Genomic DNA, 24,930 nt, shown 5'->3' on the forward strand with positions numbered 1-24,930 from the left:
TTCTGAATCAGAAATCGTGACCAAAGGGAATCCCATGCCGATTCAGAACGGTCGAAAACCGCTCTAGAAAGATGGTTGCCGGTCGACCAGCGGGGCCGACCGGCAAAACCTCAGCCCACGCTGATCTTCTTCTTGGCATCCTTGGATGCCTTGGGCAGCGTCAGCGTCAGAATGCCGTCTTCGTACTTTGCCGAGGCATCATCGATCGATACTTCCGCCGGCAAGCTGATGCTGCGGGCGATGGAGCCATAGTAGCGTTCCGAATGAAGGACTTTGTCGTTTTCCTCATCGGCATCGTACTGCGACACTTCGGCGCTGATCGTCAGGACATTGTTATCGACCGAAACGTCGATCTGGTCCTTGCTCACACCAGGCATCTCGGCATGAACGATGATGTTGTCGTCATTTTCCTTGACGTCGATCTTGATCTTGCCGGGATGCGGCAATGGATCGCCATGCAACGGCGCGATCGAAAGGCCCAGCGGGAAGTCACGGAAGAGCTCGTCGAAAAGACTGCGGCGAGCAGGGGATTTAGCCATAAGTCCTCTCCATTCTTCAGGTGTCGAAGAGAGGATCTACATGACTCGCCGGACCTCTGCGGTCATTGCGTTGGAGCAAATTTTGCGCGCGCGCCTTCGCCCGCTCAGTAATCGTCGAGATTGTAAAGCCTGACCAGCACTTCCCGGTTCTGCCGGTTGGCCTCGAACTGTGCCAGTTCGGGGTCCTGCTGCAGGATGGCCTCGATAATCCGGTGGCGGCTATGCTTCCATTGCTCCAGTTCGAACACGCCGGTGAGATTCTGCGAAGCGTCGTCGTTCTGCGCGAACCCCAGAGCGACGCGAGTGAGCAGTTCGAACAGCGGGCGATCGACCATGTGGAACAGTGCGTCCTGCAGGTCGGCTTCGAGCGGCCCGATCATCTTGCCGTCATCGCTCATTGCTATGCGTTCGGCGACCTTGCGCAAGTTCTCTCGCTGCACTTCGTCGGTGCAGCGCGCCGCCGATGCACAGAGCCGGTTGAACAGCAGCGAGGTGATGTCGAGCACCTCGCGGCGCGACGCCGGCTCCTCTCGCATGAACGCGAACATCAGCCGCTCCAGATCGGCGCGGTCCGGCCTGCGCCCGTAATAGCCGCCGCCCGGTCCGCGGCGCACTTCGAGCACGCCTTCGTGTTCGAGAATGCGCGCCGCCTGCTGCACCGTGACGATGCCCACTTCGAAGTCACGGGCGAGGTCGGGCAACGAGCCGATCTGCGTGCCCGGCGGACTGGCGAATATCCGCTCGCGCATGTGCTGCGCCGTCTGCGCCACAAGCTGGCGCTTGCCGCCACTACGTTCCGATTGCGATGCCATGCCCAATAATATGCACATTATTTGCCAATAACCTAATCATGCTGCGCACGATTCGCGCTTGATTGGTGGATAATACGCTGATTATATGCCGACAGAATCGAAAGCAGGAAAGGCCTGCGGGTCTGAGGAGTGGACGCAGATGGCATTCAAGAATCCGGAAACGGATACCCTGCCGCGCTATGCAAACATCATCGGCGGCAGGTTCGAGGAAGCGGGCAGCGGCGAGATGCTGGCTCACGTCTATCCCGGCACCGGCACGGTCACGCGCGAGTTCAGGATGGCGAGCGCCGACGATGTCGACCGCGCGGTGAACGCGGCGCGGGCTGCTTTCCCGGCATGGCGCGCGATGCCCGGCGACAAGCGCCGTGACTTGATGATGAAGCTCGCCGCGCTGTTCGAGGCCAAGTCGAGCGAGTTCGCACCCAGCCTGATCGCCGAGAACGGCTCGGTGGCGATGACCGCCCCCTACATGGGTTACGACGCCGCGCAGAAGTTCCGCTATTTCGGCGGCTGGTGCGACAAGATCCACGGTCGCACGATCCCGATGTGGGGCGCCCCGGCGCACGACTATGTTGCGTACGAGCCCTATGGCGTCGTCGGCATCATCGTGCCCTGGAACGGCCCGCTCTTCGCCGCGACCATGGTGATGGCGCCTGCCCTTGCCGCGGGTAACTGCATCGTCCTCAAGTCGCCCGACCTTGCGCCTTACAGCGCGGTAAAGCTGGTCGAGCTGATGCACGAAGCGGGCATTCCCGAAGGTGTGGTCAATGTCGTGACCGGCGGCGCGGATGTCGGCGAGGCAATGGTCGGCCACCCCGGCGTGGGCAAGATCGAATTCATCGGTTCGGGGCCGACGGCGAAGAAGGTCCTTACCAACGCGGCGCAGACGCTCAAGCCGGTGGGGCTGGAACTCGGCGGCAAGTCCGCCGTGATCGTCTTCGACGATGCCGACCTGATGAACGCTGCCAAGCGGGGCCTGACCGGCGCCGTCTCGGCCAATGGCCAGGGCTGCGTCAACGGCACCCGCCTGCTGGTCCAGCGCGGCATCTACGACCAGTACCTGCAGACCCTCGCGGGCATGGCGAACCACGTGCAGCCGGGCGACCCCTACAATCCGCAGACAGTCCTGGGTCCGGTCATTTCCGAGAACGCGCTCAACCGCATCACCGGCATGGTTGAACGCGGCGTGTCCGACGGCGGCCGCATCGTCGCGGGCGGCGAGCGCATGGGCGGCGATCACGCCCAGGGCTATTTCCTGCCCGTCACGGTGCTGGCCGATGTCGCGAACGATTGCGAGATCGCCCAGAACGAGGTCTTCGGCCCGGTTCTGGTGGTCACGCCCTTCGACACCGAGGAAGAGGCCATCGCGCTGGCCAACGGCACCGAATACGGCCTTGGCGCCTATGTCCACACGCAGAACCTGCGCCGCGCGCATCACGTGGCCGGCCAGCTTCAGGCAGGCATGATCCACGTGAACGGCTCGGGCGAGGCGATGCAGCCGAACTGCCCGTTCGGCGGCTTCAAGAAGAGCGGCCATGGCCGTCTCGGCGGTATCGAGGGCCTGCAGGAATTCATGCAGCCCAAGAACGTCTGGATGAGTCTCGCGGCTCCGGAGGGTGGACAATGACCCTGCTCGACCCCGCCGAACGCACTGCGCGCGGTCTTGCCACGCAGGCAGAAGTCACCGGACGCCCCGCCACCGAGCCCGAAACGCTCATCGAGGAATCCTGGCGCGATTTCATCTTCGCCGAAGTCTGGACCCGGCCCGGCTTGCCGCGCCGTCCGCGCTTCCTCGTAGCGATAGCGTCCGCCACCACCTGCGGTCTGGAAGACAGCCAGATCGACGGCTACGTGCGCGGCGCACTCAAGGGCGAATACCTGACGCTCGCGGAACTGCGCGAAGCCGCGCTGCACCTCGGCGTCTATTCGGGTTGGGGCAACGGCGGCAAGCTGGACCGCGCCGTCACCCGCGTCGCCGAGGAACTTGGGCTACCGCCGGCCGACGTGCCGCCGATCTGCCCGGAACCGTGGGACCCGCAAGTGCGCAACGACCGGGGCCACGCCGAATTCGACAAGGTCATGACCTTTCCGCCCGGGCCGCCCAAGACGCCCTATCTGGAAGGCATCAACAACTTCGTCTTCGGCGAGATGTGGTGCCGCCGCGGGCTGGACGAGGCCTCGCGCCGCTGGATCACGCTTGTGGGCGTGTGCGAATCCGGCGCCGAAATCCCGATCCGCAGCCACATCCACGCGGCCATGGCGAGCGGCAACTGCAAGCCCGAGGAGATGCTCGAATTCGTGCTGCAATACGGCACCCACGCCGGGTGGCCGAAAGCCTCGCGCATGCAGGGCGTGATCCTCGAAATGATCGACAAGGTGGCCAAGGGCCTGCCCTGGCACGGATAGGAAAGAGCGCGACATGAGCATAGCAACCGACATGAGCGGCAAGGTCGCGCTGGTGACCGGCGCCGCGTCCGGGCTCGGCCGGGAAACCGCGCTGGCTCTCGCCAAGGCGGGCGCCAGGGTCTACCTCGTCGATGTCAACGCGGAGGGCCTTGCCGAAACCGCCGGCATGATCGAAGGGTCTGCCAGCGAGACCGCCGACCTTTCCGATGCACAGACCTGCGGCAAGGTCGTCGCGGCGGCGGTCGAAACGTTCGGCCGGCTCGATGCCCTGTGCAACGTGGCCGGGCTGATCTACCTCGCCAATACGCCCGATATGTCGCTCGACAGGCTCCAGCGCACGCTGGACGTGAACCTCATGGCACCCTTCGTCCTCTCGCAGGCGGCTATCCCGCATCTGCTGGAAACCGACGGCGCCATCGTCAACGTCGCCTCCTCTGCCTCGTTCATCGGCGAGGCCTATGCCGCGGCCTATTGCGCCAGCAAGTGGGGCATCATCGGCATGACCAAGGCCATGGCGATGGAATTCCAGAAGAAGCCCATCCGCATCAACGCGGTCGCGCCCGGCGGCATGGTCACCAACATCGCCGCCAATTTCGTGCCGCCCGAAGGCTGCGACTTCGATCTGATCAAGCGCTTCTCCGGCATGCGCGGCACGGTCGAAGTCGAAGACGTGGCGAACATGATCGTGCTTCTCGCATCAGACGCCGGCCGCGGCTTCCACGGCGCCTGCATCAACATCGACAAGGGCATCACGGCGGGCTGAGCCTTCAGCAGTCCCCGAACAATGCCAGACCCATCAATCGGAGTTTCCCGAAAATGAGCTTCACTCTCGACCAGTTCCGCCTCGACGGCAAAGTCGCGATCGTTACCGGCGCCGGCGGGCGCGGCAATTCGATCGGCCGCGCCTATGCCGTCGGCCTCGCAAACGCAGGCGCCTCCGTCGTCGTCGCCGACCTCAACGAAGATGGCGCCAAGGCGGTTGCAGACGAGATCGTCGCAGCAGGCGGCAAGGCCGTTGCCGTCAAGGTCGACGTCGCCGACGAGGAATCGACGCTGGCCATGGCCGCAGCCGCCAAGGAGGCTTTCGGCGGTGTCGACATCCTCATCAACAACGCCGCGCTGATGGTCGACGTCAGCTACGACAATTGCGAGACAATCAGCCTCGACAACTGGAACCGCGCCTTTTCGGTCAACCTCAACGGCGCGCTGCTTTGCTCGCGCGCGGTGCTGCCCTCGATGCGCGAACGCGGCGGCGGCCGGATCATCAACCAGACCTCGGGCGGCGCCTTCCCCGCGATCGGGCTCTACGGCATCAGCAAGCTGGCGCTCGTCGGCCTGACGACCACGCTGGCCAAGCAGTTCGGCAAGGAAAACATCACCTGCAACGCCATCGCGCCGGGCAACGTGACCTCGGATGCCGGCAAGATGCTGGTGCCGGACGATTCCCCGTTCATCAAGTTCCTCGAAGCGACCTGCGCCACTCGCCCGCGCGGTGAACCCGACGAACTGGTGGGCACTGCGCTGCTGCTGTGCTCGGAAGCCGGTCAGTGGATTACCGGCCAGACGATCCATATCGACGGCGGCTGGGTCATGCGCCCCTGACTCGCTGGGCGGGGACCGCGCGATCCCCGCCTTCCATCACATCAGGAACAGTTCGGCCGCGGCGTCGATGATCGCCGCGGTATCGAGCCGGTAGGTGCGATAGAGGTCGGGCAGGTCGCCGGTCTGACCGAACCGGTCGGTCCCCAGCGGGCTCACCCGCATCCCGCGCACACCGCCCAGCCACGACAGTGCCGCCGGCGAACCGTCGAGGACCGTTACGAGACCGGCGTGCGGTGCCAGCGGCGCCAGCAGGCTCTCCGCATGGCACGGCTGCGGTGCCCCTCCGCCCCAACGGGCGGCATGGCGCTGCGACCATTCGCGGTGCAGCAGGTCGGGCGAAGTCACGTTGAGCAGCCCCAGCCCCGGCAGATCTTCGCGCAGCTCTTCCCATGCGGCCAGCGCTTCGCTGGTAACCGTACCAGAGCATACGATAGCCGCTTCGGCACCGACTTGTGGCTGACGCAGCCAGTAGCCGCCGCGGATCGCATCGGCCTCCCATGCAGCATCCTCACGCGTGACTTGCGGTACCGGCCGGGTACTCAGGCGCAGGTAGACCGCGCTGCCATCGGGACGCTGCATGAAGTCGAAGGCATGGCGCATCAGCACGGCAACTTCATCGGCGAAGGCCGGCTCGTAGCTGGTGAGCCCCGGCTGTCCCATGCCGATCAGCGGCGTGTTGATCGACTGGTGCGCACCGCCCTCTGCCGCCAGCGAAATGCCCGAAGGCGTTCCGACGAGCAGGAAGCGCGAGTCCTGGTAACACCCGTAATTCAGCGCATCGAGCCCGCGGGCGATGAAGGGATCTCCGCCAGTTCCTGCCGTCGGAACAATCCGCGCTGGTTGACGAAACCGCCGAGGTTGGTGGTCTGGGTCACGTCGGGCGCGGTCGTGACGATGCGGTCGGCCAGTTCGCCGCCTGCGCGGGCCAGATCGAGCAGGATCCTGCCGAACGCGGCCTGCGTCGATTGCTCCACTCCACAATAAGGGCTTCCTCACGCAGGCCGGGCTATCGCAGTCCGTCCTGTTGCGATTTCCGGGTTGTGGCCAGCGGTCAGCAGATACGCGGAAGCTGCTCGCCTGCGATACGATCAAGCGCATAGCTGCCACCCATCGTCTTCAGGGCGACGCTGCCTGCAGCGCCGCCGGAGCGAACGCTACCGACAGCGATGGCGGCACTGTCGAATTCGCGCAGAATTGAGAGAGCGCGCGCTGCTTCGCTCTCGGGGACGATGGCAGCAAAGCAGCCTTCATTCGCGACGTAGAGCGGATCGATCCCCAGTATCTCGCAGGCACCACGAACCGGGTCCGAGACGGGTATGGCCGCGGCCTCCAGTTCCATCGCCACGCCCGCGCTTTCGGCAATCTCGATCAGAGCGGTCGCCAGTCCGCCGCGCGTAAGATCGCGCAGGCAGTGGAGATCAATACCTTCATCCAGCAACCGCAGAACGGGAGCAGAAACGGAACCACAATCGCTGACGATAGGCGGCTCGAAACCGAGGTTTTCGCGCGCCGCCATCACCGCCATCCCGTGCCTGCCAAGATCTCCGCTGACGATCACGACGTCGCCCGGCTGCACCTGCCGGGGGGAAATCGGCTGCGATGCAACCACTGCGCCAATGCCGGAGGTGTTGATGTAGAGCCCATCCCCGTGACCGCGCTCGACCACCTTGGTATCGCCTGTCACGAGGCGCACACCAACAGCCTGCGCAGCGTCGCGCATCGACGCGACGATGCGGCGCAGGTCTTCGACGAGAAACCCCTCCTCGATCACGAAGCCTGCGCTCAGCCAAAGCGGCCGCGCGCCGCACATCGCGAGATCGTTGACCGTACCGTTCACGGCCAGCGAGCCGATGTCCCCGCCGGGAAAGACCAACGGGCGCACCACGTAGCTGTCCGTAGTGAACGCGATCTGAGTACCCGGCACATCGACCACCGCGCCGTCGTGCGTAAGGTCATCGGGCGATTGCGCGAAAGCGGGCCGGAACACCTCTTCGATCAGGCGATGGGTCAGCAGCCCCCCACTACCGTGAGCCAGCTCGATCCGCTCGTGGCCGCTGTCAGGCAGCGGACATTGCAGCGTGAACTCGGGACCCTCGGTCATGCCACGGCTTCCCGAACCGGGGGCTGACGACGATAGCGGTAGTAAGCGGCGCAGGCCCCTTCGGAGGAGACCATCGTCGCGCCCAGCGGATGTTCGGGTGTGCAGGCCGCGCCGAATGCCGGGCAGTCGCATGGCTTGCTAACACCGCGCAGCACTTCGCCGCTGATGCAGGCGCTTTCGCTCTCGGCGCCCACCGCAATTGCGGGAAAGCGCTCAAGCGCATCGAAACGGGCATAGTGCGGCCTCAGACCGAGACCGCTCGCCGCGATGCTGCCCATGCCGCGCCATTCCTGCGGCCGGACCGCAAAGACCCGTTCCACAGCCTCGCGCGCTGCCGGATTGCCGGCAGCGCGGACCGAGCGGCTGTACTGGTTCTCCACCTCGTGGCGCCCCTCCTCCAACTGCCGGAGGCACATGTAGAGACCCTGCATCAGGTCGAGCGGTTCGAAACCAGTGACAACAATCGGGATGCGATAGCGCTGCGCGATGGGCGTATAGTCTTCATACCCGACAACCGTGCAGACGTGACCGGCAGCGAGAAATCCGTCCACGTCGGAGGCAGGATCGCTCAGCAGCGCTTCCATGGCGGGCGGGACCAGAACGTGGCTGACCAGCAGCGAGAAGTTTGCCAGCGCCCTCAGCTCTGCCTGCAGCACGGCCATGGCGGTGGCCGGAGCGGTCGTCTCGAACCCGATAGCAAAGAACACCACTTCGCGTTCGGGATTGTCCCGCGCAATGTCGAGCGCATCTAGCGGTGAATAGACCATGCGCACGTCCGCGCCCCGAGCCTTGGCAGCGAGCAGGCTCCCCTCATTGCCCGGCACCCGCAACATGTCGCCGAACGAGCACAGGATCGCCTCCGGGCGGTTGGCGATGGCAATTGCCGCATCGATCATGCCCGGCGGCGTCACGCAGACCGGGCAGCCGGGACCATGAAGCAGAGTCACGCCATCGGGCAGCAGGCGGTCGATCCCATGACGGACGATGGAATGGGTCTGCCCGCCGCAGATCTCCATGATCGACCAGGGACGCGTCACGATCCGGGCAATCGCCTCGGCGTAGCGGTGCGCGTCCGCAGCGTTGCGATATTCGTCGACGTGCTTCACCGGCGGCTCTCTGGCGGGATTTCATCGAGCAGTGCCAGGGTGCGCCGGGCTTCGGCCTCGTCGATCACGGCAATGGCGAAACCGGCATGGACCAGCACATACGCGCCCGGGACAGCTTCCGGAACATAGGCCAAGTTCACTCGCCGTACGACACCGGCAAAGGCAACGCGGCCCTCGCGGGTGAGCGGATCGTCGCCCTCGATTTCCAACAGCTCGCCGGGAACTGCAAGGCACATCAGCCGGTCACCTCGTCCAGAAGGCGGGCTGCATAGGCCGCCTGCCCCACCGCCAGCCCACCATCGTTGGCGGGCACGCGCACGGCACGGTAAACGCGAAACCCCGCCTGCTGCAAACGCGCCATAGCCAGTTCGGTGAGAAGGGCGTTCTGGAAGCATCCTCCCGACAGCGCGACCTGCGCGATGCCCGCTTGCCTGGCGACTTGCACGATGGCCTCGACCAGCCAGTGGTGGAACCCGGCGGCCAGCTCTTCGACCGCCACGCCTGCGTGAGTGGCATCGGCCAGCGCTGAAATCATCGGCCGCCAGTCGATCGCCACGGTGTCGCCCGCCCGCACGATCCCGGGGGATGGCAAGGCATGAACCGCTTTCGCCTCCTGTGCGGCGAATTCGACCGCCATGGCCGCTTCGCCATCGAAGGAGGCGCGCTGGCACAAGTTCAGGATGCTCGCGACCGCATCGAAGAGCCGGCCCGCGCTGGATGTTAGAGGCGAGTTGAGGCGCCGCTCAAGCATGGCACGGAGCGTCGTGCGTTCTTCCACCGAGAAGGCTGAAAGGGGTGCATGCTCGCTCTCCCAAAGAGCACCGTCATGGAGAGCATTGAGCACACCGATGGCGGTTCGGCGTGGCTCGCGGATGGCCGCCTCGCCACCCGGCAAGTGGAAGGGCAGCAGATGCGCGATGCGGTGATGTCTGGCGCCATGGACCGTTAGGAATTCACCACCCCATAGTGTGGCGTCCGCACCATAGCCGGTGCCGTCCCACGCCACGCCCAGAACCGGGCCGGAGAGCGCGTGCTCGGTCATGACAGCCAGAACATGCGCCAAATGGTGGGGAACGCGGGATACGGGAAACCCCAGCCCGTCAGCGACCCGGGTGCTGTGATAGTCGGGATGCGCGTCGCAGGCGACCGCTGCGGGTTCAACGGCATAGAACGAACGCATCGTCGCAACCGAACGCCCAAAGGCTTCGCGCGCCTCTCTGTGAGCCAGGTCCCCGATGTGCGGTCCCAGTACAATCTGGCCGTCACGCCCGACTGCAACGGCGCTCTTCATATGCCCGCCCAATGCCAGCAGCGGTTGAGCCTGCTTCGCCTCGGGCAACACCAGCGGCGCGACACCCCGCGCGCAGCGCAGGACCGTCGGCTGTCCGGCAATCATCCGCAGAACCGAATCATCGACTGGATGCAGGATCGGGCGGTCATGGGTCAGGAAAAGATCGGCGATATCGGCAAGATTTGCGAAAGCCCCGTCATCATCGGCGGCAATAGGCTCACCGCTGCGATTGCCGCTGGTTGCGACGACGGGAAAGCCCAACGCATCCATCAGCAGGCAATGCAGAGGGGTCGTCGGCAGCATCAGGCCGATGTTCGGATTGCCCGGTGCCACATTCGGCGCAATAGGACGGGCGGCATCCTTGCGCGCCTGCACCAGCACGATGGGTGCCGCAGCACTCTCCAGCGCCGCGCGCTCCACCGGTGAAAGATGGGCGATAGCCTCCGCATCGGTCACCGAACCCGCCATCACGGCGAAAGGCTTGGCGGGACGATACTTGCGCTCTCGCAGCCGCGCGACCGCTTCCTCGTTCCGGGCATCGACAAGGAGTTGGAATCCACCGAGCCCTTTCAGCGCTACGATACGGCCTTCGCGCAGGGCGCCGACAACACGTTCAAGCGCATCGTCCGCCTCGGCCAACAGCGCCCCGTCCGGAGCATGCAACGCCAGTTGCGGGCCGCACTCGGGGCAGGCGTTAGCCTCGGCATGGAAGCGGCGGCAAGCGGGATCGTCGTACTCCGCCTGGCAGGCAGGGCACATCACGAAGTGCCGCATGGCCGTGCGTGCCCGGTCATAGGGAGCCGCCGCGATAATGCTGTAGCGCGGACCGCAATGCATGCAGGTCGTGAAAGGATAACGATAGCGGCGATCCGCCGGATCGAAGACTTCGGCGCGACAGTCCTCGCACAAAGCCAGATCGGGCAGGATATGCACGGAGGGGGCGGTGTCGGCGCTGCTCGATGCAATCGTAAAGCCCCGCTCCCCGGTCGGCTGCAACCCTTCCCGCGCGAGCCCGTCGATCCGGGCTGGCAGGCGAACCTCGCGCCGCAACCGGGCCAAAAACCGGTCAACCGCGCTGCCGGGGCCTTCCACTTCCAGCGTCACGCCGGCAGCAGTGTTGCGCACGTGCCCTGCCAATCCCTCATCCACAGCCAGCCGGTAGACGAAAGGCCGGAAACCTACGCCCTGCACGGCGCCCGTAACGTCCAGCCTGATCCGCTGGGCGTCCGGCACGACAAGGCAGGCGGCGGGCTCCATCGGCATTCACTCTTCCGTCTCGGAAACCTCCAGATCGACGCTGCGGATCATCACGTGCAACGCATCGGGATCGCCCGGATCGTCGGAAGTGAGGATGTCCAGCGCCGCGCCCTCGGCCATCGTACCGCGCGCCTCGTCGTCGAAGTGTTCGCGAAAGTGCTCGGGCGAGAACTGGCTCAGCGCGCCCAGCCTGACCTGAACGCCGGATATGGCCTCGGCGCCGGCATCGCGGGCCACCGTTTCCAGATGGCGGACGAGATCGCGGACAATGCCCGTTTCATGCATGGTTTGCAGCCTCCTGCAGTCTTGCCACTTCGGCGGTAATTCGCTCCGCCACCGGGCCGATCGCCGCAGCGACAGGCGGCGTCATCTCCGAGCCTCCGTCGAACCGTTGCCCTTCGACAGCGTAGACGACGATATCGGCCGGCGCGAGATCGAGCGTGCGGGCGAGCGCGATCGCTTCGCCCAGACCGAACGCATGGCTGGAAAGGAACGCCATGTCCCGCGGCAAGTCCTCCTCCGCCAGATCGATACGGTGGATTCGGCCCGGCCGATCGCCGCCGCCCGCTGCATCGACGCAGATAAGCGCATCGAAACCGGCCCAGTCCTCGAGCATCGTCAGCATATCGCCGCTACGCGCCATGAGCGTCACGTCCGGTGGCAGCGTACCGTCGAGCACCTCGGCGACCGCTGGCCCGAAGCCGTCATCGCCCCGGTCGGGATTGCCCAGGCACAAGACCAGCAGGGGCCGCATCACGCGCGATGCACCGACAGCTTGAGGAAGTGCGCCGAGCACGAGATGCACGGGTCGTAGTTGCGGATGGACTGCTCGCAGAGGTGACGGATCACATCGTCGGGCTCGCTGGCGATGGGTGCGGCGACGGCGGCGAGGTCTTCCTCGATGCTCGGCTGGTTCTGCGACGTGGGCGGAACGATGCGGGCCGTGCGGATCGTGCCGTCTTCCTCGAAATCGTAGCGATGCCAGCAGATGCCACGCGGGGCCTCGCTGCAGCCGAAACCGGTTCCCGCGCGCGGTTCGAGTGGCACGGCGGCACTCTCGGGCTGTTCGTAGTCAGCGATGAGACGCAAGGCCTCCTCGCAGGCATAGGCCGTCTCCAGCGCGCGCACGACGATGCTGCGGAAGGGATTGGAACAGACCGGCCCCAGCCCTGCTTCCTTCGCCAGCCCCCGGATGGAAACCGGCAGGCGGTCATAGTTCAGCGCGTAGCGCGCCATGGGCCCGACCAGATAGGCCCCGCGCCGCTTCACCAGCGCATGCAGCGCGGTGGAATGAGCGACATGCCGTTCCTCGAATTCGGTCTCGTAGTCGGCAATGTCGATATCGATGTCGCGGTTGGAGACAAGCCGCCCTTCGGTGATCGCATACTCGTCCGGATGGCGCATCGCGACGAATTCGTAGTCGCGTTCGAGGTCGGGAAAGTCGAACGTCGCCACCCAGCGCACCAGATCGACCGCCAGATCGAAGGCCTGCTTCAGCTCTTCCGCCAGCGGCGCAAGCTCCGCCCTCGTAGGCACCTTGTAGAACCCGCCCGGCCGCACGTTCACCGGATGGATTTCTCGCCCGCCCAGGAGGCGCAGGATGGCATTGCCGGTCTTCTTGAGCGCCAGCCCCTTACGCACCACATCGCCGTGCTTTTCCGCCATCCGGATCGCGTCGGGATAGCCGAGGAAATCGGGCGCGTGGAGCATCACCACATGCAGCGCATGGCTCTCGATCCATTCGCCGCAATAGAGCAGCCGCCGCAGCGCGCGCAGTTGCCCCTCGACTTTCACCCCGAACGCATTCTCGACCGCCTGCACCGAACTCATCTGATAGGCGACCGGGCAGATGCCGCAGATGCGCGCGACGATATCGGGCAGTTCGATGTGCGAGCGGCCCTGCAGAAACGCTTCGTAGAACCGTGGCGGCTCGAAAATGCGCAGGTTCGCGGTCTTCACAATGCCGCCCTCGATATGCAGATCGAGCGCGCCTTCCCCTTCGACACGGGCGAGGTAATCGACCTTGATCGTCTTAGTCGTCATGCGCCGCGCTCTCCTTGCGGAAGGGTTCGGCCCAGGCATTGAAGCTGCGCAGGGCGCGCCGGATATCGCGCCCGTCGGCGCCCAGTTGGCGCCACTCGCGGGTGAGGGCCGGCATGTTGGGCGTCTCCATCGGCCCGTAGCAACCATAGCAGCCGCGCCGGTAGGCCGGGCAGATCGCGCCGCAGCCGGCATGAGTGACCGGGCCGAGACAGGGCGTGCCCTGCACCATCACGCAGACGCTGCCGCGCTGCTTGCACTCGATGCAGACGCTGTGCGCGGGCACCGCCGGCTTGCGCCCGGCGAGGAACGCCGAGATCACCTCGACAAGCTGCGCCTTGTTGATCGGGCAGCCGTGGAGTTCGTAGTCGACCGGGATATGCGCCGAGATCGGCGTCGATGTCGCCAGCGTGTCGATGTACTGCGGCGAGGCATAGACTGCGGCCACGAAGTCCTTCACGTCGGCGAAATTCCGCAGCGCCTGGATGCCGCCTGCCGTCGCGCAAGCGCCGATGGTCACGAGAAATTTCGATTGCTTGCGCACCGCCAGAATGCGCTCGGCATCGTGCGGCGTGGTGATCGATCCTTCCACCAGCGAGAGGTCGTAGGGTCCTTCGACAATGGCGCTCGACGCTTCGGGGAAGTTCGCGATCTCCACCGCCCCGGCCACGGCCAGCAGCTCATCCTCGCAGTCGAGCAGCGAGAGCTGGCAGCCGTCGCATGAGGCGAACTTCCATACGGCGAGTTTGGGCCGGCCGGTCATGTCAGATCTCCTGCACCGCCAGAAGCCCGGAAATGCGATCGAGCGGGAAGACCGGGCCATCCTTGCAGACGAACTTCGGCCCGAACTGGCAGTGGCCGCACAGGCCGATCGCGCATTTCATGTTGCGCTCCATCGACAGGTGGATCGCGCTCGCAGGCACGCCCGCCTTGAGCAGAGCGCTGGCGGCAAAGCGCATCATCACTTCCGGCCCGCAGACCATGGCCACGGCGTTGTCCGGATCGAACGGCGAGCGCGGGATCAGGGTGGTGACGAAACCCACGTCGCCATGCCAGTCCGTTCCGGCATGGTCGACCGTGACTTCGACCGTCACGTCGAGCCGCTGCCGCCATTCTTCCAGGTCGTGCTGATAGAGGATATCGTGCGGGCTGCGGCAGCCAACGAGGATCGTCACCCGGCCATAGCGCTCGCGATGGGCAAGCACGTCCTGAATGGCAGGCCGTAGCGGCGCCAGGCCGAGCCCGCCCGCGACAATCAGAACATCGCGACCTTCAGCTTCGGGGACGGGCCAGCCGGTGCCGAACGGCCCGCGCACGCCCAGCGTGGCGCCGGGTTCCAACCGCGCCAGCGCGCCGCTGACCGCGCCGGCATTGCGGACGGTATGCACGAAGCCCGCCCCCAGACGGGCGCTCGCGCTCATGCTGATCGCCACTTCGCCCACACCGAAGGCATAGAGCATGTTGAACTGGCCGGGCCGGAAATCGGGCCGCGTGCCCGATTGCGGTTCCAGTTCCAGCGTCACCGCATCGGCGAGTTCGCGCCGCACTTTCTCGACGCGGTAGATGTCCGGAACAAAGGGGTCCTCTAAGGCCTGCGGCTGCATCAGCGCTGCCCGTAGACGTCAAGGATCTGCATCCGCGTGGCATGTAGGCGTTCGACCACGAGTGGAAGGAAGCGTTTCATCATCTCATAGCCCAGATGATGGTCTGCCTCGCACTTTCCGCGCAGGCACTTGGCGTCGATGGCAATGGCGCGTACCGGCTCCATGGCGCGGGCATCGAACTCGGCGCGGTAGGGCGCCGTCAGCCAGGACACGCCGACAATCTGCCCTTCCTTGAGCGTCGTCAGCACGACCGGCGCGCGCGCAGGGGCAGCGATTTCGAGCGCAACCTTGCCCTCCCGCAGCAGAAAAAACCGGTCGGCGGGATCGCCTTCACGCAGCAGGTATTCGCCGGCCTTGAAATGGCAGTTGCTGGCGCAGCCCGCGATCAAGTCTGCGAACGCGGCGGGAAAGTCCGCGAAGAAGGCCTGCTTGGCGAGGATCTGGTCCATGGTTTCCACGATTACCCGCTTCCTTTCTCGCCCGGCGCAGCCCTGATCGCGGCGGCTTCTTCGGTCAGGTCGATGCCGACCGGGCACCAGGTGATGCAGCGCCCGCACCCTACGCAGCCCGAGGTTCCGAACTGGTCGATCCAGTTGGCGAGCTTGTGGGTCATCCACTGCCGGTAGCGCGACGCGGTCGAGGCGCGCACGCTACCGCCGTGGATATACGAGTAATCCATGGTGAAGCACGAGTCCCACTTGCGCACGCGCTGCGCTTCGGTGTTGGTCAGATCGCTGTGATCCTCCACCGTGGAGCAGAAGCAGGTGGGGCAGACCATCGTGCAATTGGCGCAGGTGAGGCAGCGCATGGCGACATCGTCCCAGCGCGGATGCTCCGGGTTGTCCTGCAGCAGTTCCTTGAGCCCCTGGGTATCGAGGCTGCGGCCCATCTGCCCGGCCGTGCGTTCGACGATGGCCTCGGCCATCTCGACCTGCCCGGCCGAGGCCTGCTCGTGCGGTACTTGCACCATGATACGCGCGCCTGCCTCGCTGCCCACTTCGACCAGAAAGCGGTGCGATGGCCCGTCGATCATTTCGGTCAGCGCCAGATCGAAACCGTGTTTGGCCTTGGGGCCCGTGTCCATCGACACGCAGAAGCACGTTCCGCCCGCCTGTCCGCAGTTCAAAGCGACGATGAAGGCATCCGATCGCCGCGCGGCATAGGCGGTATCGGTGTAGGGCCCCTGCTCGAAGACCCGGTCCTGAATGGCGATGGCCTCGATCTCGCAAGCCCTCATACCGATAAAGGCGAAGGGTCCCTGCGACGGTTCGGGCCGTGAAACGGCCATTGCCCCCGCCTCATCGCGGCGCGCCGTCCATAAGGTTTCGACGGGCGGAAACAGGAACTTCTTCCACGAATGCGGACCGACCACATAGCCGAAGCAGGCATCGTCCCCGCGGCGTTCGAGCGCATAGCGCCCCGCCTCCTGCCGATCGGTCCAGCCGACCGGCAGCGACTCGATACCGGCGATGTCGTCGTAAACGATGGCCTCGTCGCGCACGGTCGGCCCGACGACGCGATAGCCTGCCTGCGCAAGGGCCTCGAGCAGGCATTGCAGGCCCTTCGTATCAATGACGACACGGGTTACGTCTGCCTTGCTGTCCTGCATGGTCGCAGCCTCTTTGCCGGCATTTCATCGTCGGGAGCGCCCCCTGCAGCGCCCTTTCGAGACCCCCTCATAAGCGATCTTGGCAGAACGAACCAGTTCTGCGTCCCGTCGTCATTGAGACCCGTCAAAGGATGCGCTCAGGCGACACTGCTCCGACGAACGAAGGTCAAAACGGACTCCAGTTCCGTTCGGACCTGTGCGCGAGCGACATCGGGCGATGCCGATTCCCGCAGACGCGTGAGCGACGACGCGAAGCTGGAAAAGAGCGCGGCTTCCAGACTGGTAACGTTGCGCCGACCCTCCACGATCGCTTCGAGCGTGCTTTTCGACGTGCGCCCCCGCAAATAGCGGAGCTGTGCTGCGAACTGATGCAGTGAAGGATCGCGCGCCACGGCCAGGCTGAGTTCCTCCAGGCCGCGCCGCCCCTTCACCCGACTGATGCTTTCAACCAGTTCGTCGACGATGGCGGTCTGGCGGCGCGACACATCGGGCGCATTCTGCTCGCGAAGCAAGTGGCCGATGTTGGCGAGATAGACGCCCTCGAAGGCGGCGGACAGCAGTTCGGACTTGGTGTTGAACTTGTGCAGGACAACACCGAGCGTCAGCCCCGCCCTTTCCGCTACCGCGCGGTGCGTAAGCCCCGCAACGCCTTCCTCGCTCACGAGATCGACAGCCGCTGAAGTCATGCGGGCCATCGCTTCGTCGCGCTCGGGAATGGGAGGCATGGACTGCAGGGCCAGATCGCGCGCGGCGTCGCGCCAGGGGGATGGCGGCATGGGAGCGCCAGCCAGCCATGCGCCGAGACCGCGGCCCAGCTCATCGAGACCGGCGCGGTCGAAAAGCCTGCGCCAGCGCATCAGATGAAAGAAGCTCTCGTTCTCGAAGACGCGCTCGGCGACGATCTTGCCGCTGCCCAGCCCAAACCGGTCGGCAACCTGCTGCCAGAAATCCGACCACAGCGCTCCCCAGCGCTCGCACGCCTGACGGCACAGTTCGGAATCGCGGCCCAGAAGCTGCCCCTCGCGCCACGCGAAAGCGAGGTCACGCCGATCGTTGGCCCAGCCATCGACCGTCTCGGAAAAGAACGCAGGGAACGCCGCAACGTCACCGTTCATGTCCCCCAGCTGCCGAAGCTGTTCGTTGCTCCATGACCGGGCACGGGCCAGCGCGGCATCCTGCGCGCACAAAAACAACTGTTCCAGAGACCTGAAATGATGGTAGATCGAGGAAACGGGCACTCCCGACAAGCTGCTGATCCGCCGCGCGGAAAGCGTTGCCTGACCGGTCTCCTCCCAGCAATTCAAGACTGTCTCGACCAACCGGTCAGATGACGGTTTTACTGCAGCCTCCAAGGCACTCCACCCCTTAGATAATCCCTTCTCCCGCCATTCCGCCTAGCAGAAGGCACGCAGCCCCGCGAGCAAATTACCGTCCCGGGCGCCGTCATGTAACCCTCACAAATACGTCACCATACATACATACAGCCGTTCTAGCGGGCTCCCGACCATACAGGGGGACTACCGATGAAACGCCTTAACGCTACCTTGCTGCGCTCCACGGCTCTTGCCGCGCTGACAGCATTCGCAATGACCCATGCCGTAACGGCCCATGCCGATGAAACCGGCAAGGCCGGTGAAGAGACGACCCAGCCCGGAGACGAGATCGTCGTCACCGGCACGATCCTCGCCTCGCAGCAGGCCTCGATCGAAGCCAAGCGCGTCGCCGTCAACATGACCGACGTCGCCTCCGCCGACGCCGCCGCCCGCTTCCCCGACCAGACTGCTGCCGGCGCCCTCGCCCGCCTGCCCGGCGTCGCCGTTCAGCGCGACCAAGGTCAGGAACGCTACATCCAGGTGCGCGGCGCGCCCAACCGCTGGACCTCGGTCTCGATCGACGGCGTGCCGATGGTCGGCGTGGACGAAGGCGGCGATACGCGCGCTTTCCGTTTCGACGCGATCCCGGCGGTGATGCTGTCGGAAATGGTCATCAACAAGTCGCTGACCTCCAACCTGCAGGCCGATGCGATTGTCGCCACGATCGACCTCAAGACCTACTCGCCGCTCGCCCGCACCCGTTTCCACGTCGACGGCGACCTCGGTTACGGCATGATGGGCCACGGCGGCGGCCAGCAGCGGCAGGGCTCGCTGCGCCTGTCCTGGTCGAACGACACGTTCGGCATCGTGCTCGGCGGCTCGCACTACCTGCGCGACCAGATCACCGACAACCGCGAACCGGGCTATGACGACGAGACCGGCGAGCCGACCGAGTTCTCGGTCCGCAGCTACAAGCTGGAACGCTACAACAACGGCCTGTTCGGCGGCATAGAGTGGAGCCCCGAAGCCGGGCAAAAGCTCTATGCCAAGGTGATCTGGTCGGAATTCGCCGACAACGAACAGCGCAATCAGTACAACTTCAGCGTCAGCGGCAATGCCGTGACCGGCATCAGCGCCATGTTCAACGACGGCAGGTACCGCAACCGCAACACGATCGGCCTGATCGGCGGCGATTACGACGACTTCAACGGCTTCACCGCCTCGTTCAAGGCCAACTATGCCAAGACCGTGAACACAACGGATCTCCCGCTGATCCGTTCGAGCATGAGCACGGTCGGCGACATGACCTACACGCTCAGCGATCCGCGCTTCCCGATCTTCTCGGACAATGACGGTTCGTTCAGTCAGACCGGCCTGTCGCAGACCGGCACGATCGTGCTGCCGCTCGAACAGCGCACGGTATCGGACAGCTACACGGTCAAGTTCGACCTGACGAAGGAAGTGGGCGACCTCACCCTGGCCAGCGGCCTGCTCTATGCCGACCGCGACATTACGGGCAACGTCCTGTCGACCAGTTCCTACGCGGCGATCGGCTACATCGGCTCGCTGGTCGGCCAGCCGTTCAACATCAACGACTATGTCACGGGCTCGGGCTGGGACACCGACTATCCGCTCGGCCTCTCGCTCAACTACGTCGACAACAAGGCCATGCGCCGCGATGCCGAAGCCACGCTGGCGGCGATGGAAGCGGCCGGGCTGTTCAATCCGGCCGGCGTCATCGAAGATACGACCCGCTACAACCAGCGTGAAAAGACGCTGGCAGCCTACCTCATGGGCACGCTTGTCCGCGGGCCGCTGACGGTCGCTGGCGGCGTGCGCATCGAAAACTACAGCATGGACAATGCAGGCTCGCTCAGAATCGACGGCGCCTATACGCCCAAGACCTATTCAAGCGACAAGACCGACTTCTTCCCGAGCCTCAACATCCGCTACGAAGCCTCCGACGACATCGTCCTGCGTTTCGCCGGCCAGCGCGGCGTATCCCGCCCCGCCTACGGCGCCACGCGCGTCGGTGCGTCGATCAACGACACCTCCACGCCGGGCACGATCGGCGGCGGCAATCCGCTGCTCAAGCCCGAATATACCTGGGGCCTCGATACCAGCGTCGAATGGTACCTGCCCGGCAACGGCATGATCGCGGTCGGCGCGTTCTACCGCTGGGTCGACAACGTGCTCTACAGCGCGCAGGAACGCGTGAATTCGGACTTCTACAACACGCCCGGATTCGACCGTTCGAACTATCTCTTCTCGGGCCAGTACAACGGCAAGAGCGGCAAGCTCTACGGCGTGGAATTCAACGTCCAGAAGCAGTTCGACTTCCTGCCGGGCGCGCTTTCGGGCTTCGGCGTGCAGGGCAACCTCACTCTGCTCGACGGCGACTTCAAGGCGCCAGACATGAACGGCGTGATGCAGACTTACGACTTCCAGGGCATGTCGCGCACGATTGCCAATGCCTCGGTCTATTACGAGAAGTACGGCTTGTCGGCACGCGTCAGCTACCAGTGGCGCAGCCACTGGCTCGACACGCTGGGCGGCCTGGGAAGTGGCGAATACCGCGCGGCCTACGAGAACCTCGACGTGACGCTGCGCTACGCGGTGACCGAAAACTTCACGCTCTACGCCGACCTCGCGAACCTCACCAACGAGACATACGTCGCCTACGCGGGCTCGCTGTCGCACCCGACCGAGGTCGAACGGATCGGCTCGCGCTACCTGTTCGGCGTGCGCTTCAGCTACTGATGGAAAGGAACGGACCCATGCCCGTTTTCAGGAGCACCACCGCTCTTCTCACGCTGGCCGTTCTGGTGTCTTCTCCCGCCTGTGCGCGGGAGATGGCCACCGTCACGCGGCTTGACAGCACGACCGTCGAACTGGATCGCGGCGATACCACCCCGGTCTCGGTCTGGATCAGCGCCGACACCTCCATCGACGATGGCGACCAGCGCGTGGCCGCCACGGCGAAGGATCGCAAGCTCACGCTGGATATTCCGGCCAGCGAGCGCCGCTACGTCATCCTGCTCGGTAAGGATGGCCACACAACTGTTGCCGCAGAACGCGAACTGCCGCTGCAGCAAGGCAGCAACTTCCGCGACATCGGCGGCTATGTCACCAGGGACGGCAAGACCGTGCGCTGGGACAAGGCCTTCCGTTCCGGTGCGATGCCTGTGCTGACCGACAGCGACTATGCGCTGATCCGCGAACTCGGCATCGACAGCGTCGTCGACCTGCGCTCGATCGAGGAACGCGAGGTCGCGCCCGATCTCGTCGACGACCGCACCGGCGCCCTGTTCATCGCCAACGATTATTCGCTCAAGCCGCTCATGGCACGCTTCGGCAAGGGCAATGGCGAGAACATGTACTCGGGCATGGAAAAGATGCTGGTGCCGCAGTTCCGCTCGCTGTTCCGCCGCCTGATCGCGGACGAAGGCACGGTGATCTACCACTGCTCGGCCGGGCAGGACCGCACCGGGATCGCCACGGCCCTGATCTACGATGTGCTGGGCGTCGATCGCGAGACGATCCTCAAGGACTATCACCTCTCGACAGCCCTGCGCCGTCCGCAGTGGGAGATGCCCGAGGTCGATCCCGCAGACTATCCCAACAATCCGCTCGTTCAGATGTACATGGCGCACGGCAAGGACAAGCTGATGAAAGCCCAGCCGCTCTACACGCCCAGCGGCGCCTCGTATCTCGCCCAGTTCTTCACTTACCTCGACAGCGAGTACGGTGGGACAGAAAGCTACCTGAAGCAGAAGCTTGGCCTCAGCGATGCCGACCTGGCAAAGCTGCGCACGGTCATGCTGCGCTGACAAGACAGGCCGGCGGCATATGACCGCCGGCCCTCGTCTTCCGGCCGGATCAGTACTTGTACGACTGCCCGCCGTCGATGGTGATGACCGACGATCATCGCACGTCGTCAAACGCCATCAGGTAGGAGCAACTGCGACGCTGATGAAAGCCGGCGCCGTCTGACTCAACGGCTCGCGCATAATGCAAGAATTTCGGGAGTCTCGGGAATGGTCGGTGACGGGCTCGAATTTCTAAATTATATATTTGTTATTGCAAGTAATTTATTGAACTGGGCAATTTCAAGGCCCCAAAACAACCCCTAAATTATCACACTGTAATGTGAGCGTCCAGCAAGGGGCTCACATTACATCTCACATCAGCTCAAGAGCACCTTGGATGCCTCACGCGGTTCAAAGGGCGACTCTCAAACTAACTTTGTCTACATAGGCCGTCCAAGCTGACATTCGCGCATACTGAATGTCTCGTGTAAGACTGCCATCTGATCATCTTGATGCTCGAGGCGTAGAACGCCCCTCATACAGCGTATCTGAGCCGCCTCACAAAACGAAAACGTAACGGCTATCTGTCCGCTACGCTTGTCGAAGCCAACCTGCGACGCCCAGACGCTGAAGTTGCCGTTCTACCAGCCGCTCGATCATGGCGCCATCGGCGCTACGGCACCCGAGCTTATAGCGGAGTACCGTGCGCGTACCGTCCTCGCGTTGCCATTCCAGCGTGATGAGCGACGTATCGGTAGGTTGGTGTTCGCAGCGCCAGTCCCGCACGCTGCCCGTCGGCGGACGCATGGGCAAGACTGCCCGGCTCACCTCCTCGTAGACCTTGCGCGATACGGCCCGCGTGCGCGAACCCAGCAGGGCCGTGTGCTGCACGCCATCGAAGCTGACCAGCCCTCCCGGCGTCACGCTGACACGATAGACAGGACAAAAGCCGTGACAGGGTCCGCGCGAGATGATGAGTTCTTCCTTGGGCCGAGCGGGCTTGGTCCCGCCCGGTGCCACAGTGCACCCGCCCAGCAACGCCGAGATGAGGACCGCTGCCATCAGGCAAAGGGCAGCCCTTACCATTTGACCGTCACGCTGCCGCGCAATGCAAGATTGACGTCCCCATGGCGCTGATCGGCCGAGAGTTCGCCGCCCATGATAAATCCGCCCGGGCCGCCATAGGCCCTCAGCCGCGCGAACCAGCCGCTGGTCGAACCGTCGGGCGACAAGGTAAAGCGATTGCCCTGTTGCACATCGTCCGTGCCGAACCGCGCGGTCGTGGCGCCCAGGCTGCCGCTCAGCACTTCGCGCCAGCCACCTTCGGTCTCGATGCGCATCCAGTTCTCATCGCGGGCCCGCATCCCCAGCAGATCCACGCCAACGGTCATGCCTGCATTGAGGCCAAGCTCGTCGCTGGTCCGCTTGTCCACGGTGAGATCAAGCGCATCATCGCCCGTTTCGGCGTAGCCATCTTCCTTCAACCGGACGTAGTCGAGCGAGACCTGCGGGCGGAAAAAGAAGAACTGGCTGCCGCCCTCGGCCGACGCACCGGCAGCAAAGCTCACGAAACTGCCGTTCCAGCTTCCGTCCATGGTGCGCTTCACGTCGCCGGTCGAAGCGACGCCGGTAAAAGTGCGTTCGCTGTCGAAATCGGAATGACCGATCGAGGCACGGGCAAAGCCTCCAAAGGCGCCCCACTGGCCCCGCCAATGCACCGCACCTTCGACCGAACCCGACTTCACTTCGCTGGCGGCGCCGATCTTGTGGCTGTTCCACAGGTAGGACACCGTCGCACCGAAATAGCCGAGGCCGGTCTGATATTCGCCGCCAAGCGACCAGGCATAACCGCTCAGGTCATAGGCTGCCGTCTGGCCGGTGTTCTTGTCACTCCCCCAGAACGCGAGATTGACGGTCGTGGCGATCTTGCCATCGGCCTCGATCCGGTTCGGCGGATCCTGCAGCTGGCGGGCAAGCGTACGAACGCCCAGACTGATGCCCTCGAACGTACCGCCGGCATGATCTGGCAGCATCTGGGCAACGGCATCACGGAACGTGCCGCCGTCGGTTATCGAGAGAAACACGTCCTCGATCTTGTCGTCCTTGGTGAGAGCAGCGAAGACCGCGTCGTAGGCACTGGCCTGCGAGCGGTTGAGCCCCAGTTCTGCAACCGAGCGGCGCGCGACATCGACGACGATCGTATTGGCCGCGGCATTCTCGTCGAGCGAGGCCTTGAACATGAAGGGGACGAGATCGGTGACGGTATCAAGCTTGTCGAGGCCCTGGATGGCGCCGGCGGTCAGCACCTGATAGCTGCCTTCTGCGGTTGAGACGTCCGCGAGCCGGATTGCCAGCTTCGAACCCTCGGCAAAGCTGGCGGTACCGGAAACGGTATAGGCACTCCCTTGCCCTGCCGCTGCATCGAGTGTCGCCACCAACACGCCATCCTTGCCGATGTCCAGCGAACCGAGCTGGGCAGGCGTGCTCACGTCGAGCGTTCCGCCCGTCACTTTGACCGAGGCCTGCGCAGCGTTCAGCAGGCTACCCGAGAACACGGAGGTTCCCGTCAGGGTCAGTGCGTCCGCACCGCCACCGAAGTCCAGTGTGCCCGCAAAGCGCGCACTGCCCGCGAGAGTCATCGTGTCGGCTGCGCTGCCGAACGTCACCTTGCCGGACTGCACGGCATCGCCAGACAACGCCAGCGTGTCGCTGCCGCCCCCGAACGTGACATCACCCGTGAGACTGCCGTCGGCGATGGACAGCAGATCATCGCCGCTCCCGAAGCGGATGTCCCCGGTGGTCGCCGGCGCGGCGAATCCCGCGCCCACCTGGGTCTGACGCACCGTCGCACCCTGGTTTCCGGCCGAAAGGTCGATGGCCACGTTGCGCCCCGAGCCATCCTGTGCCCCGCTCGCGGCAATGGTGCCGCTGTTTTCGACGAGCGTAACCGTGCCGCTTTCATCGAGGATGGCCGTTGCCGTGCCAGCCTTGCCGGCAGCGGCCTTGATCGAGCCGCTGTTGCGGATCGCAGGCAGGCTGGCCCCGGCCGTCACATGGACGGCAGTGGCCATGGCCGAAGCGGCATCGCCGCCGGTCGCCGCGATGGCACCGGCGTTCTTCAGTTCGGGCGTGGTCGTGCTGGAGCCAATCCGCACGGCCGTCGCGCTTGCGCCGTTGGATGCCGCCGTGATCGAACCGCGAACGCCGATGCCGTTGGCGATGGTAACCGTGCCACCGCGCCCGCCGATGGCCAGCCCGGTCGCATCAACGCCGGAATAGAGCCCGCGCCCTTCGATCGTACCGTCGATCTGCAAGCCGTAACCGTTCGCTGTACCGGCTACCGGACCAATCGTAACGGCATGGTCCGTGGCACCGATGACCATCGCCGGTGCCGCGCCGTAGGACACAACCTTGGCCGATCCTTCGTCCTTGTCGGGAATG

The 24,930-nt window shown here is 64.7% G+C and carries 22 protein-coding genes and 1 pseudogene; 6 read left to right on the top strand and 17 right to left on the bottom strand.

The window, feature by feature from the left end:
- Positions 1-110 precede the first annotated feature (110 nt).
- Together IEX64_RS22645 and IEX64_RS22650 are read right to left on the bottom strand one after the other, a co-directional pair.
- Positions 111-539 (bottom strand): Hsp20/alpha crystallin family protein, encoded by a 429-nt coding sequence (locus IEX64_RS22645; RefSeq protein WP_188823551.1) that lies wholly within the window; start codon positions 537-539, stop codon positions 111-113.
- 104 nt (positions 540-643) lie between these two features.
- Positions 644-1,351: a GntR family transcriptional regulator gene (locus tag IEX64_RS22650; protein ID WP_188823552.1), complete on the bottom strand. Its 708-nt coding sequence runs from the start codon at positions 1,349-1,351 to the stop codon at positions 644-646.
- A gap of 139 nt (positions 1,352-1,490) precedes the next feature.
- On the opposite strand from IEX64_RS22650, the gene IEX64_RS22655 reads away from it, so the two are divergent.
- From IEX64_RS22655 to IEX64_RS22670, 4 genes are read left to right on the top strand one after another with little or no spacing between them, the layout of a single operon-like run.
- Entirely contained in the window at positions 1,491-2,978 is a 1,488-nt protein-coding gene (locus IEX64_RS22655) for an aldehyde dehydrogenase family protein (RefSeq protein ID WP_188823553.1), read from the top strand.
- The gene (locus IEX64_RS22660) at positions 2,975-3,757 is read left to right on the top strand and encodes a carboxymuconolactone decarboxylase family protein (protein ID WP_188823554.1); all 783 of its coding nucleotides are present in this window, start codon (positions 2,975-2,977) and stop codon (positions 3,755-3,757) included. The genes IEX64_RS22655 and IEX64_RS22660 overlap by 4 nt, the downstream gene beginning before the upstream one ends.
- Before the next feature lie 13 nt (positions 3,758-3,770).
- On the top strand, positions 3,771-4,520 hold the full coding sequence (locus tag IEX64_RS22665) for an SDR family NAD(P)-dependent oxidoreductase (protein ID WP_188823555.1): 750 nt from the start codon (positions 3,771-3,773) through the stop codon (positions 4,518-4,520).
- 53 nt (positions 4,521-4,573) lie between these two features.
- Positions 4,574-5,359 (top strand): SDR family oxidoreductase, encoded by a 786-nt coding sequence (locus IEX64_RS22670; RefSeq protein WP_188823556.1) that lies wholly within the window; start codon positions 4,574-4,576, stop codon positions 5,357-5,359.
- A 36-nt stretch (positions 5,360-5,395) separates the two neighbouring features.
- Here the strand turns inward: IEX64_RS22670 and IEX64_RS22675 are convergent.
- The 13 genes and pseudogenes from IEX64_RS22675 to IEX64_RS22735 form a co-directional block, all read right to left on the bottom strand.
- Positions 5,396-6,336 (bottom strand): annotated as a pseudogene (locus IEX64_RS22675) (transketolase family protein); the annotation flags it as partial.
- A gap of 74 nt (positions 6,337-6,410) precedes the next feature.
- Complete coding sequence (gene hypE, locus IEX64_RS22680) at positions 6,411-7,460, bottom strand: hydrogenase expression/formation protein HypE (RefSeq protein WP_188823558.1); 1,050 nt, start codon at positions 7,458-7,460, stop codon at positions 6,411-6,413.
- Positions 7,457-8,566 carry a hydrogenase formation protein HypD gene (gene hypD, locus IEX64_RS22685; RefSeq protein ID WP_188823560.1) on the bottom strand — a complete coding sequence of 370 codons (1,110 nt, stop codon included), beginning with the start codon at positions 8,564-8,566 and terminating at the stop codon, positions 7,457-7,459. The genes hypE and hypD overlap by 4 nt, the downstream gene beginning before the upstream one ends.
- Positions 8,563-8,802 carry a HypC/HybG/HupF family hydrogenase formation chaperone gene (locus IEX64_RS22690; RefSeq protein WP_188823562.1) on the bottom strand — a complete coding sequence of 80 codons (240 nt, stop codon included), beginning with the start codon at positions 8,800-8,802 and terminating at the stop codon, positions 8,563-8,565. The genes hypD and IEX64_RS22690 overlap by 4 nt, the downstream gene beginning before the upstream one ends.
- Positions 8,802-11,120 carry a carbamoyltransferase HypF gene (hypF, locus tag IEX64_RS22695; protein ID WP_229710669.1) on the bottom strand — a complete coding sequence of 773 codons (2,319 nt, stop codon included), beginning with the start codon at positions 11,118-11,120 and terminating at the stop codon, positions 8,802-8,804. The genes IEX64_RS22690 and hypF overlap by 1 nt, the downstream gene beginning before the upstream one ends.
- Positions 11,121-11,399 (bottom strand): hydrogenase maturation nickel metallochaperone HypA, encoded by a 279-nt coding sequence (locus tag IEX64_RS22700; RefSeq protein ID WP_188823564.1) that lies wholly within the window; start codon positions 11,397-11,399, stop codon positions 11,121-11,123. It lies immediately after the preceding gene.
- The gene (locus IEX64_RS22705) at positions 11,392-11,868 is read right to left on the bottom strand and encodes a hydrogenase maturation protease (RefSeq protein WP_188823587.1); all 477 of its coding nucleotides are present in this window, start codon (positions 11,866-11,868) and stop codon (positions 11,392-11,394) included. The genes IEX64_RS22700 and IEX64_RS22705 overlap by 8 nt, the downstream gene beginning before the upstream one ends.
- The gene (locus IEX64_RS22710; protein WP_188823566.1) at positions 11,868-13,157 is read right to left on the bottom strand and encodes a Ni/Fe hydrogenase subunit alpha; all 1,290 of its coding nucleotides are present in this window, start codon (positions 13,155-13,157) and stop codon (positions 11,868-11,870) included. Before IEX64_RS22710 ends, IEX64_RS22705 begins: the two co-directional genes overlap by 1 nt.
- Positions 13,147-13,917, bottom strand: coding sequence for an NADH-quinone oxidoreductase subunit B family protein (locus tag IEX64_RS22715; protein WP_188823568.1), 771 nt, complete (start codon positions 13,915-13,917; stop codon positions 13,147-13,149). The genes IEX64_RS22710 and IEX64_RS22715 overlap by 11 nt, the downstream gene beginning before the upstream one ends.
- 1 nt (position 13,918) lies before the next feature.
- Positions 13,919-14,758 (bottom strand): FAD/NAD(P)-binding protein, encoded by an 840-nt coding sequence (locus IEX64_RS22720; protein ID WP_188823570.1) that lies wholly within the window; start codon positions 14,756-14,758, stop codon positions 13,919-13,921.
- Positions 14,758-15,207, bottom strand: coding sequence for a cyclic nucleotide-binding domain-containing protein (locus IEX64_RS22725; protein WP_229710673.1), 450 nt, complete (start codon positions 15,205-15,207; stop codon positions 14,758-14,760). The genes IEX64_RS22720 and IEX64_RS22725 overlap by 1 nt, the downstream gene beginning before the upstream one ends.
- Positions 15,208-15,218: 11 nt before the next feature.
- Positions 15,219-16,367, bottom strand: coding sequence for a 4Fe-4S dicluster domain-containing protein (locus IEX64_RS22730; RefSeq protein WP_188823575.1), 1,149 nt, complete (start codon positions 16,365-16,367; stop codon positions 15,219-15,221).
- A 137-nt stretch (positions 16,368-16,504) separates the two neighbouring features.
- Positions 16,505-17,482, bottom strand: a complete 978-nt coding sequence (locus tag IEX64_RS22735) for a TetR/AcrR family transcriptional regulator (protein WP_229710670.1) — start codon at positions 17,480-17,482, stop codon at positions 16,505-16,507.
- Positions 17,483-17,890: 408 nt separating this feature from the next.
- Between IEX64_RS22735 and IEX64_RS22740 the strand changes: the two genes are divergently transcribed.
- Positions 17,891-20,440, top strand: a complete 2,550-nt coding sequence (locus IEX64_RS22740) for a TonB-dependent receptor (RefSeq protein WP_188823579.1) — start codon at positions 17,891-17,893, stop codon at positions 20,438-20,440.
- 17 nt (positions 20,441-20,457) lie between these two features.
- Positions 20,458-21,510, top strand: a complete 1,053-nt coding sequence (locus tag IEX64_RS22745) for a tyrosine-protein phosphatase (RefSeq protein ID WP_188823581.1) — start codon at positions 20,458-20,460, stop codon at positions 21,508-21,510.
- Positions 21,511-22,080: 570 nt separating this feature from the next.
- On the opposite strand, the gene IEX64_RS22750 is transcribed toward IEX64_RS22745, so the two are convergent.
- Positions 22,081-22,551 carry a DUF6438 domain-containing protein gene (locus IEX64_RS22750; protein ID WP_229710671.1) on the bottom strand — a complete coding sequence of 157 codons (471 nt, stop codon included), beginning with the start codon at positions 22,549-22,551 and terminating at the stop codon, positions 22,081-22,083.
- 17 nt (positions 22,552-22,568) lie between these two features.
- Positions 22,569-24,930 (bottom strand): autotransporter outer membrane beta-barrel domain-containing protein (locus IEX64_RS22755; RefSeq protein ID WP_188823583.1); only part of this gene is annotated, 2,362 nt, incomplete at its 5' end.

Source organism: Novosphingobium indicum (genome assembly GCF_014645195.1).
In the GTDB taxonomy this organism is placed as follows: domain Bacteria; phylum Pseudomonadota; class Alphaproteobacteria; order Sphingomonadales; family Sphingomonadaceae; genus Novosphingobium; species Novosphingobium indicum.

Excerpts from the sequence above, each read along its gene's own strand:
- IEX64_RS22690 (WP_188823562.1), bottom strand. The coding sequence starts at position 8,802 with ATGTGCCTTGCAGTTCCCGGCGAGCTGTTGGAAATCGAGGGCGACGAT.
- hypF (WP_229710669.1), bottom strand. The coding sequence starts at position 11,120 with ATGCCGATGGAGCCCGCCGCCTGCCTTGTCGTGCCGGACGCCCAGCGG.
- IEX64_RS22650 (WP_188823552.1), bottom strand. The coding sequence starts at position 1,351 with ATGGCATCGCAATCGGAACGTAGTGGCGGCAAGCGCCAGCTTGTGGCG.
- IEX64_RS22720 (WP_188823570.1), bottom strand. The coding sequence starts at position 14,758 with ATGCAGCCGCAGGCCTTAGAGGACCCCTTTGTTCCGGACATCTACCGC.
- IEX64_RS22670 (WP_188823556.1), top strand. The coding sequence starts at position 4,574 with ATGAGCTTCACTCTCGACCAGTTCCGCCTCGACGGCAAAGTCGCGATC.
- IEX64_RS22645 (WP_188823551.1), bottom strand. The coding sequence starts at position 539 with ATGGCTAAATCCCCTGCTCGCCGCAGTCTTTTCGACGAGCTCTTCCGT.
- IEX64_RS22660 (WP_188823554.1), top strand. The coding sequence starts at position 2,975 with ATGACCCTGCTCGACCCCGCCGAACGCACTGCGCGCGGTCTTGCCACG.
- IEX64_RS22745 (WP_188823581.1), top strand. The coding sequence starts at position 20,458 with ATGCCCGTTTTCAGGAGCACCACCGCTCTTCTCACGCTGGCCGTTCTG.
- IEX64_RS22730 (WP_188823575.1), bottom strand. The coding sequence starts at position 16,367 with ATGCAGGACAGCAAGGCAGACGTAACCCGTGTCGTCATTGATACGAAG.
- hypE (WP_188823558.1), bottom strand. The coding sequence starts at position 7,460 with ATGACCGAGGGTCCCGAGTTCACGCTGCAATGTCCGCTGCCTGACAGC.
- IEX64_RS22750 (WP_229710671.1), bottom strand. The coding sequence starts at position 22,551 with ATGGCAGCGGTCCTCATCTCGGCGTTGCTGGGCGGGTGCACTGTGGCA.
- IEX64_RS22710 (WP_188823566.1), bottom strand. The coding sequence starts at position 13,157 with ATGACGACTAAGACGATCAAGGTCGATTACCTCGCCCGTGTCGAAGGG.
- IEX64_RS22665 (WP_188823555.1), top strand. The coding sequence starts at position 3,771 with ATGAGCATAGCAACCGACATGAGCGGCAAGGTCGCGCTGGTGACCGGC.
- IEX64_RS22735 (WP_229710670.1), bottom strand. The coding sequence starts at position 17,482 with ATGAACGGTGACGTTGCGGCGTTCCCTGCGTTCTTTTCCGAGACGGTC.
- IEX64_RS22715 (WP_188823568.1), bottom strand. The coding sequence starts at position 13,917 with ATGACCGGCCGGCCCAAACTCGCCGTATGGAAGTTCGCCTCATGCGAC.
- IEX64_RS22700 (WP_188823564.1), bottom strand. The coding sequence starts at position 11,399 with ATGCATGAAACGGGCATTGTCCGCGATCTCGTCCGCCATCTGGAAACG.
- IEX64_RS22705 (WP_188823587.1), bottom strand. The coding sequence starts at position 11,868 with ATGCGGCCCCTGCTGGTCTTGTGCCTGGGCAATCCCGACCGGGGCGAT.
- IEX64_RS22655 (WP_188823553.1), top strand. The coding sequence starts at position 1,491 with ATGGCATTCAAGAATCCGGAAACGGATACCCTGCCGCGCTATGCAAAC.
- IEX64_RS22740 (WP_188823579.1), top strand. The coding sequence starts at position 17,891 with ATGAAACGCCTTAACGCTACCTTGCTGCGCTCCACGGCTCTTGCCGCG.
- IEX64_RS22725 (WP_229710673.1), bottom strand. The coding sequence starts at position 15,207 with ATGGACCAGATCCTCGCCAAGCAGGCCTTCTTCGCGGACTTTCCCGCC.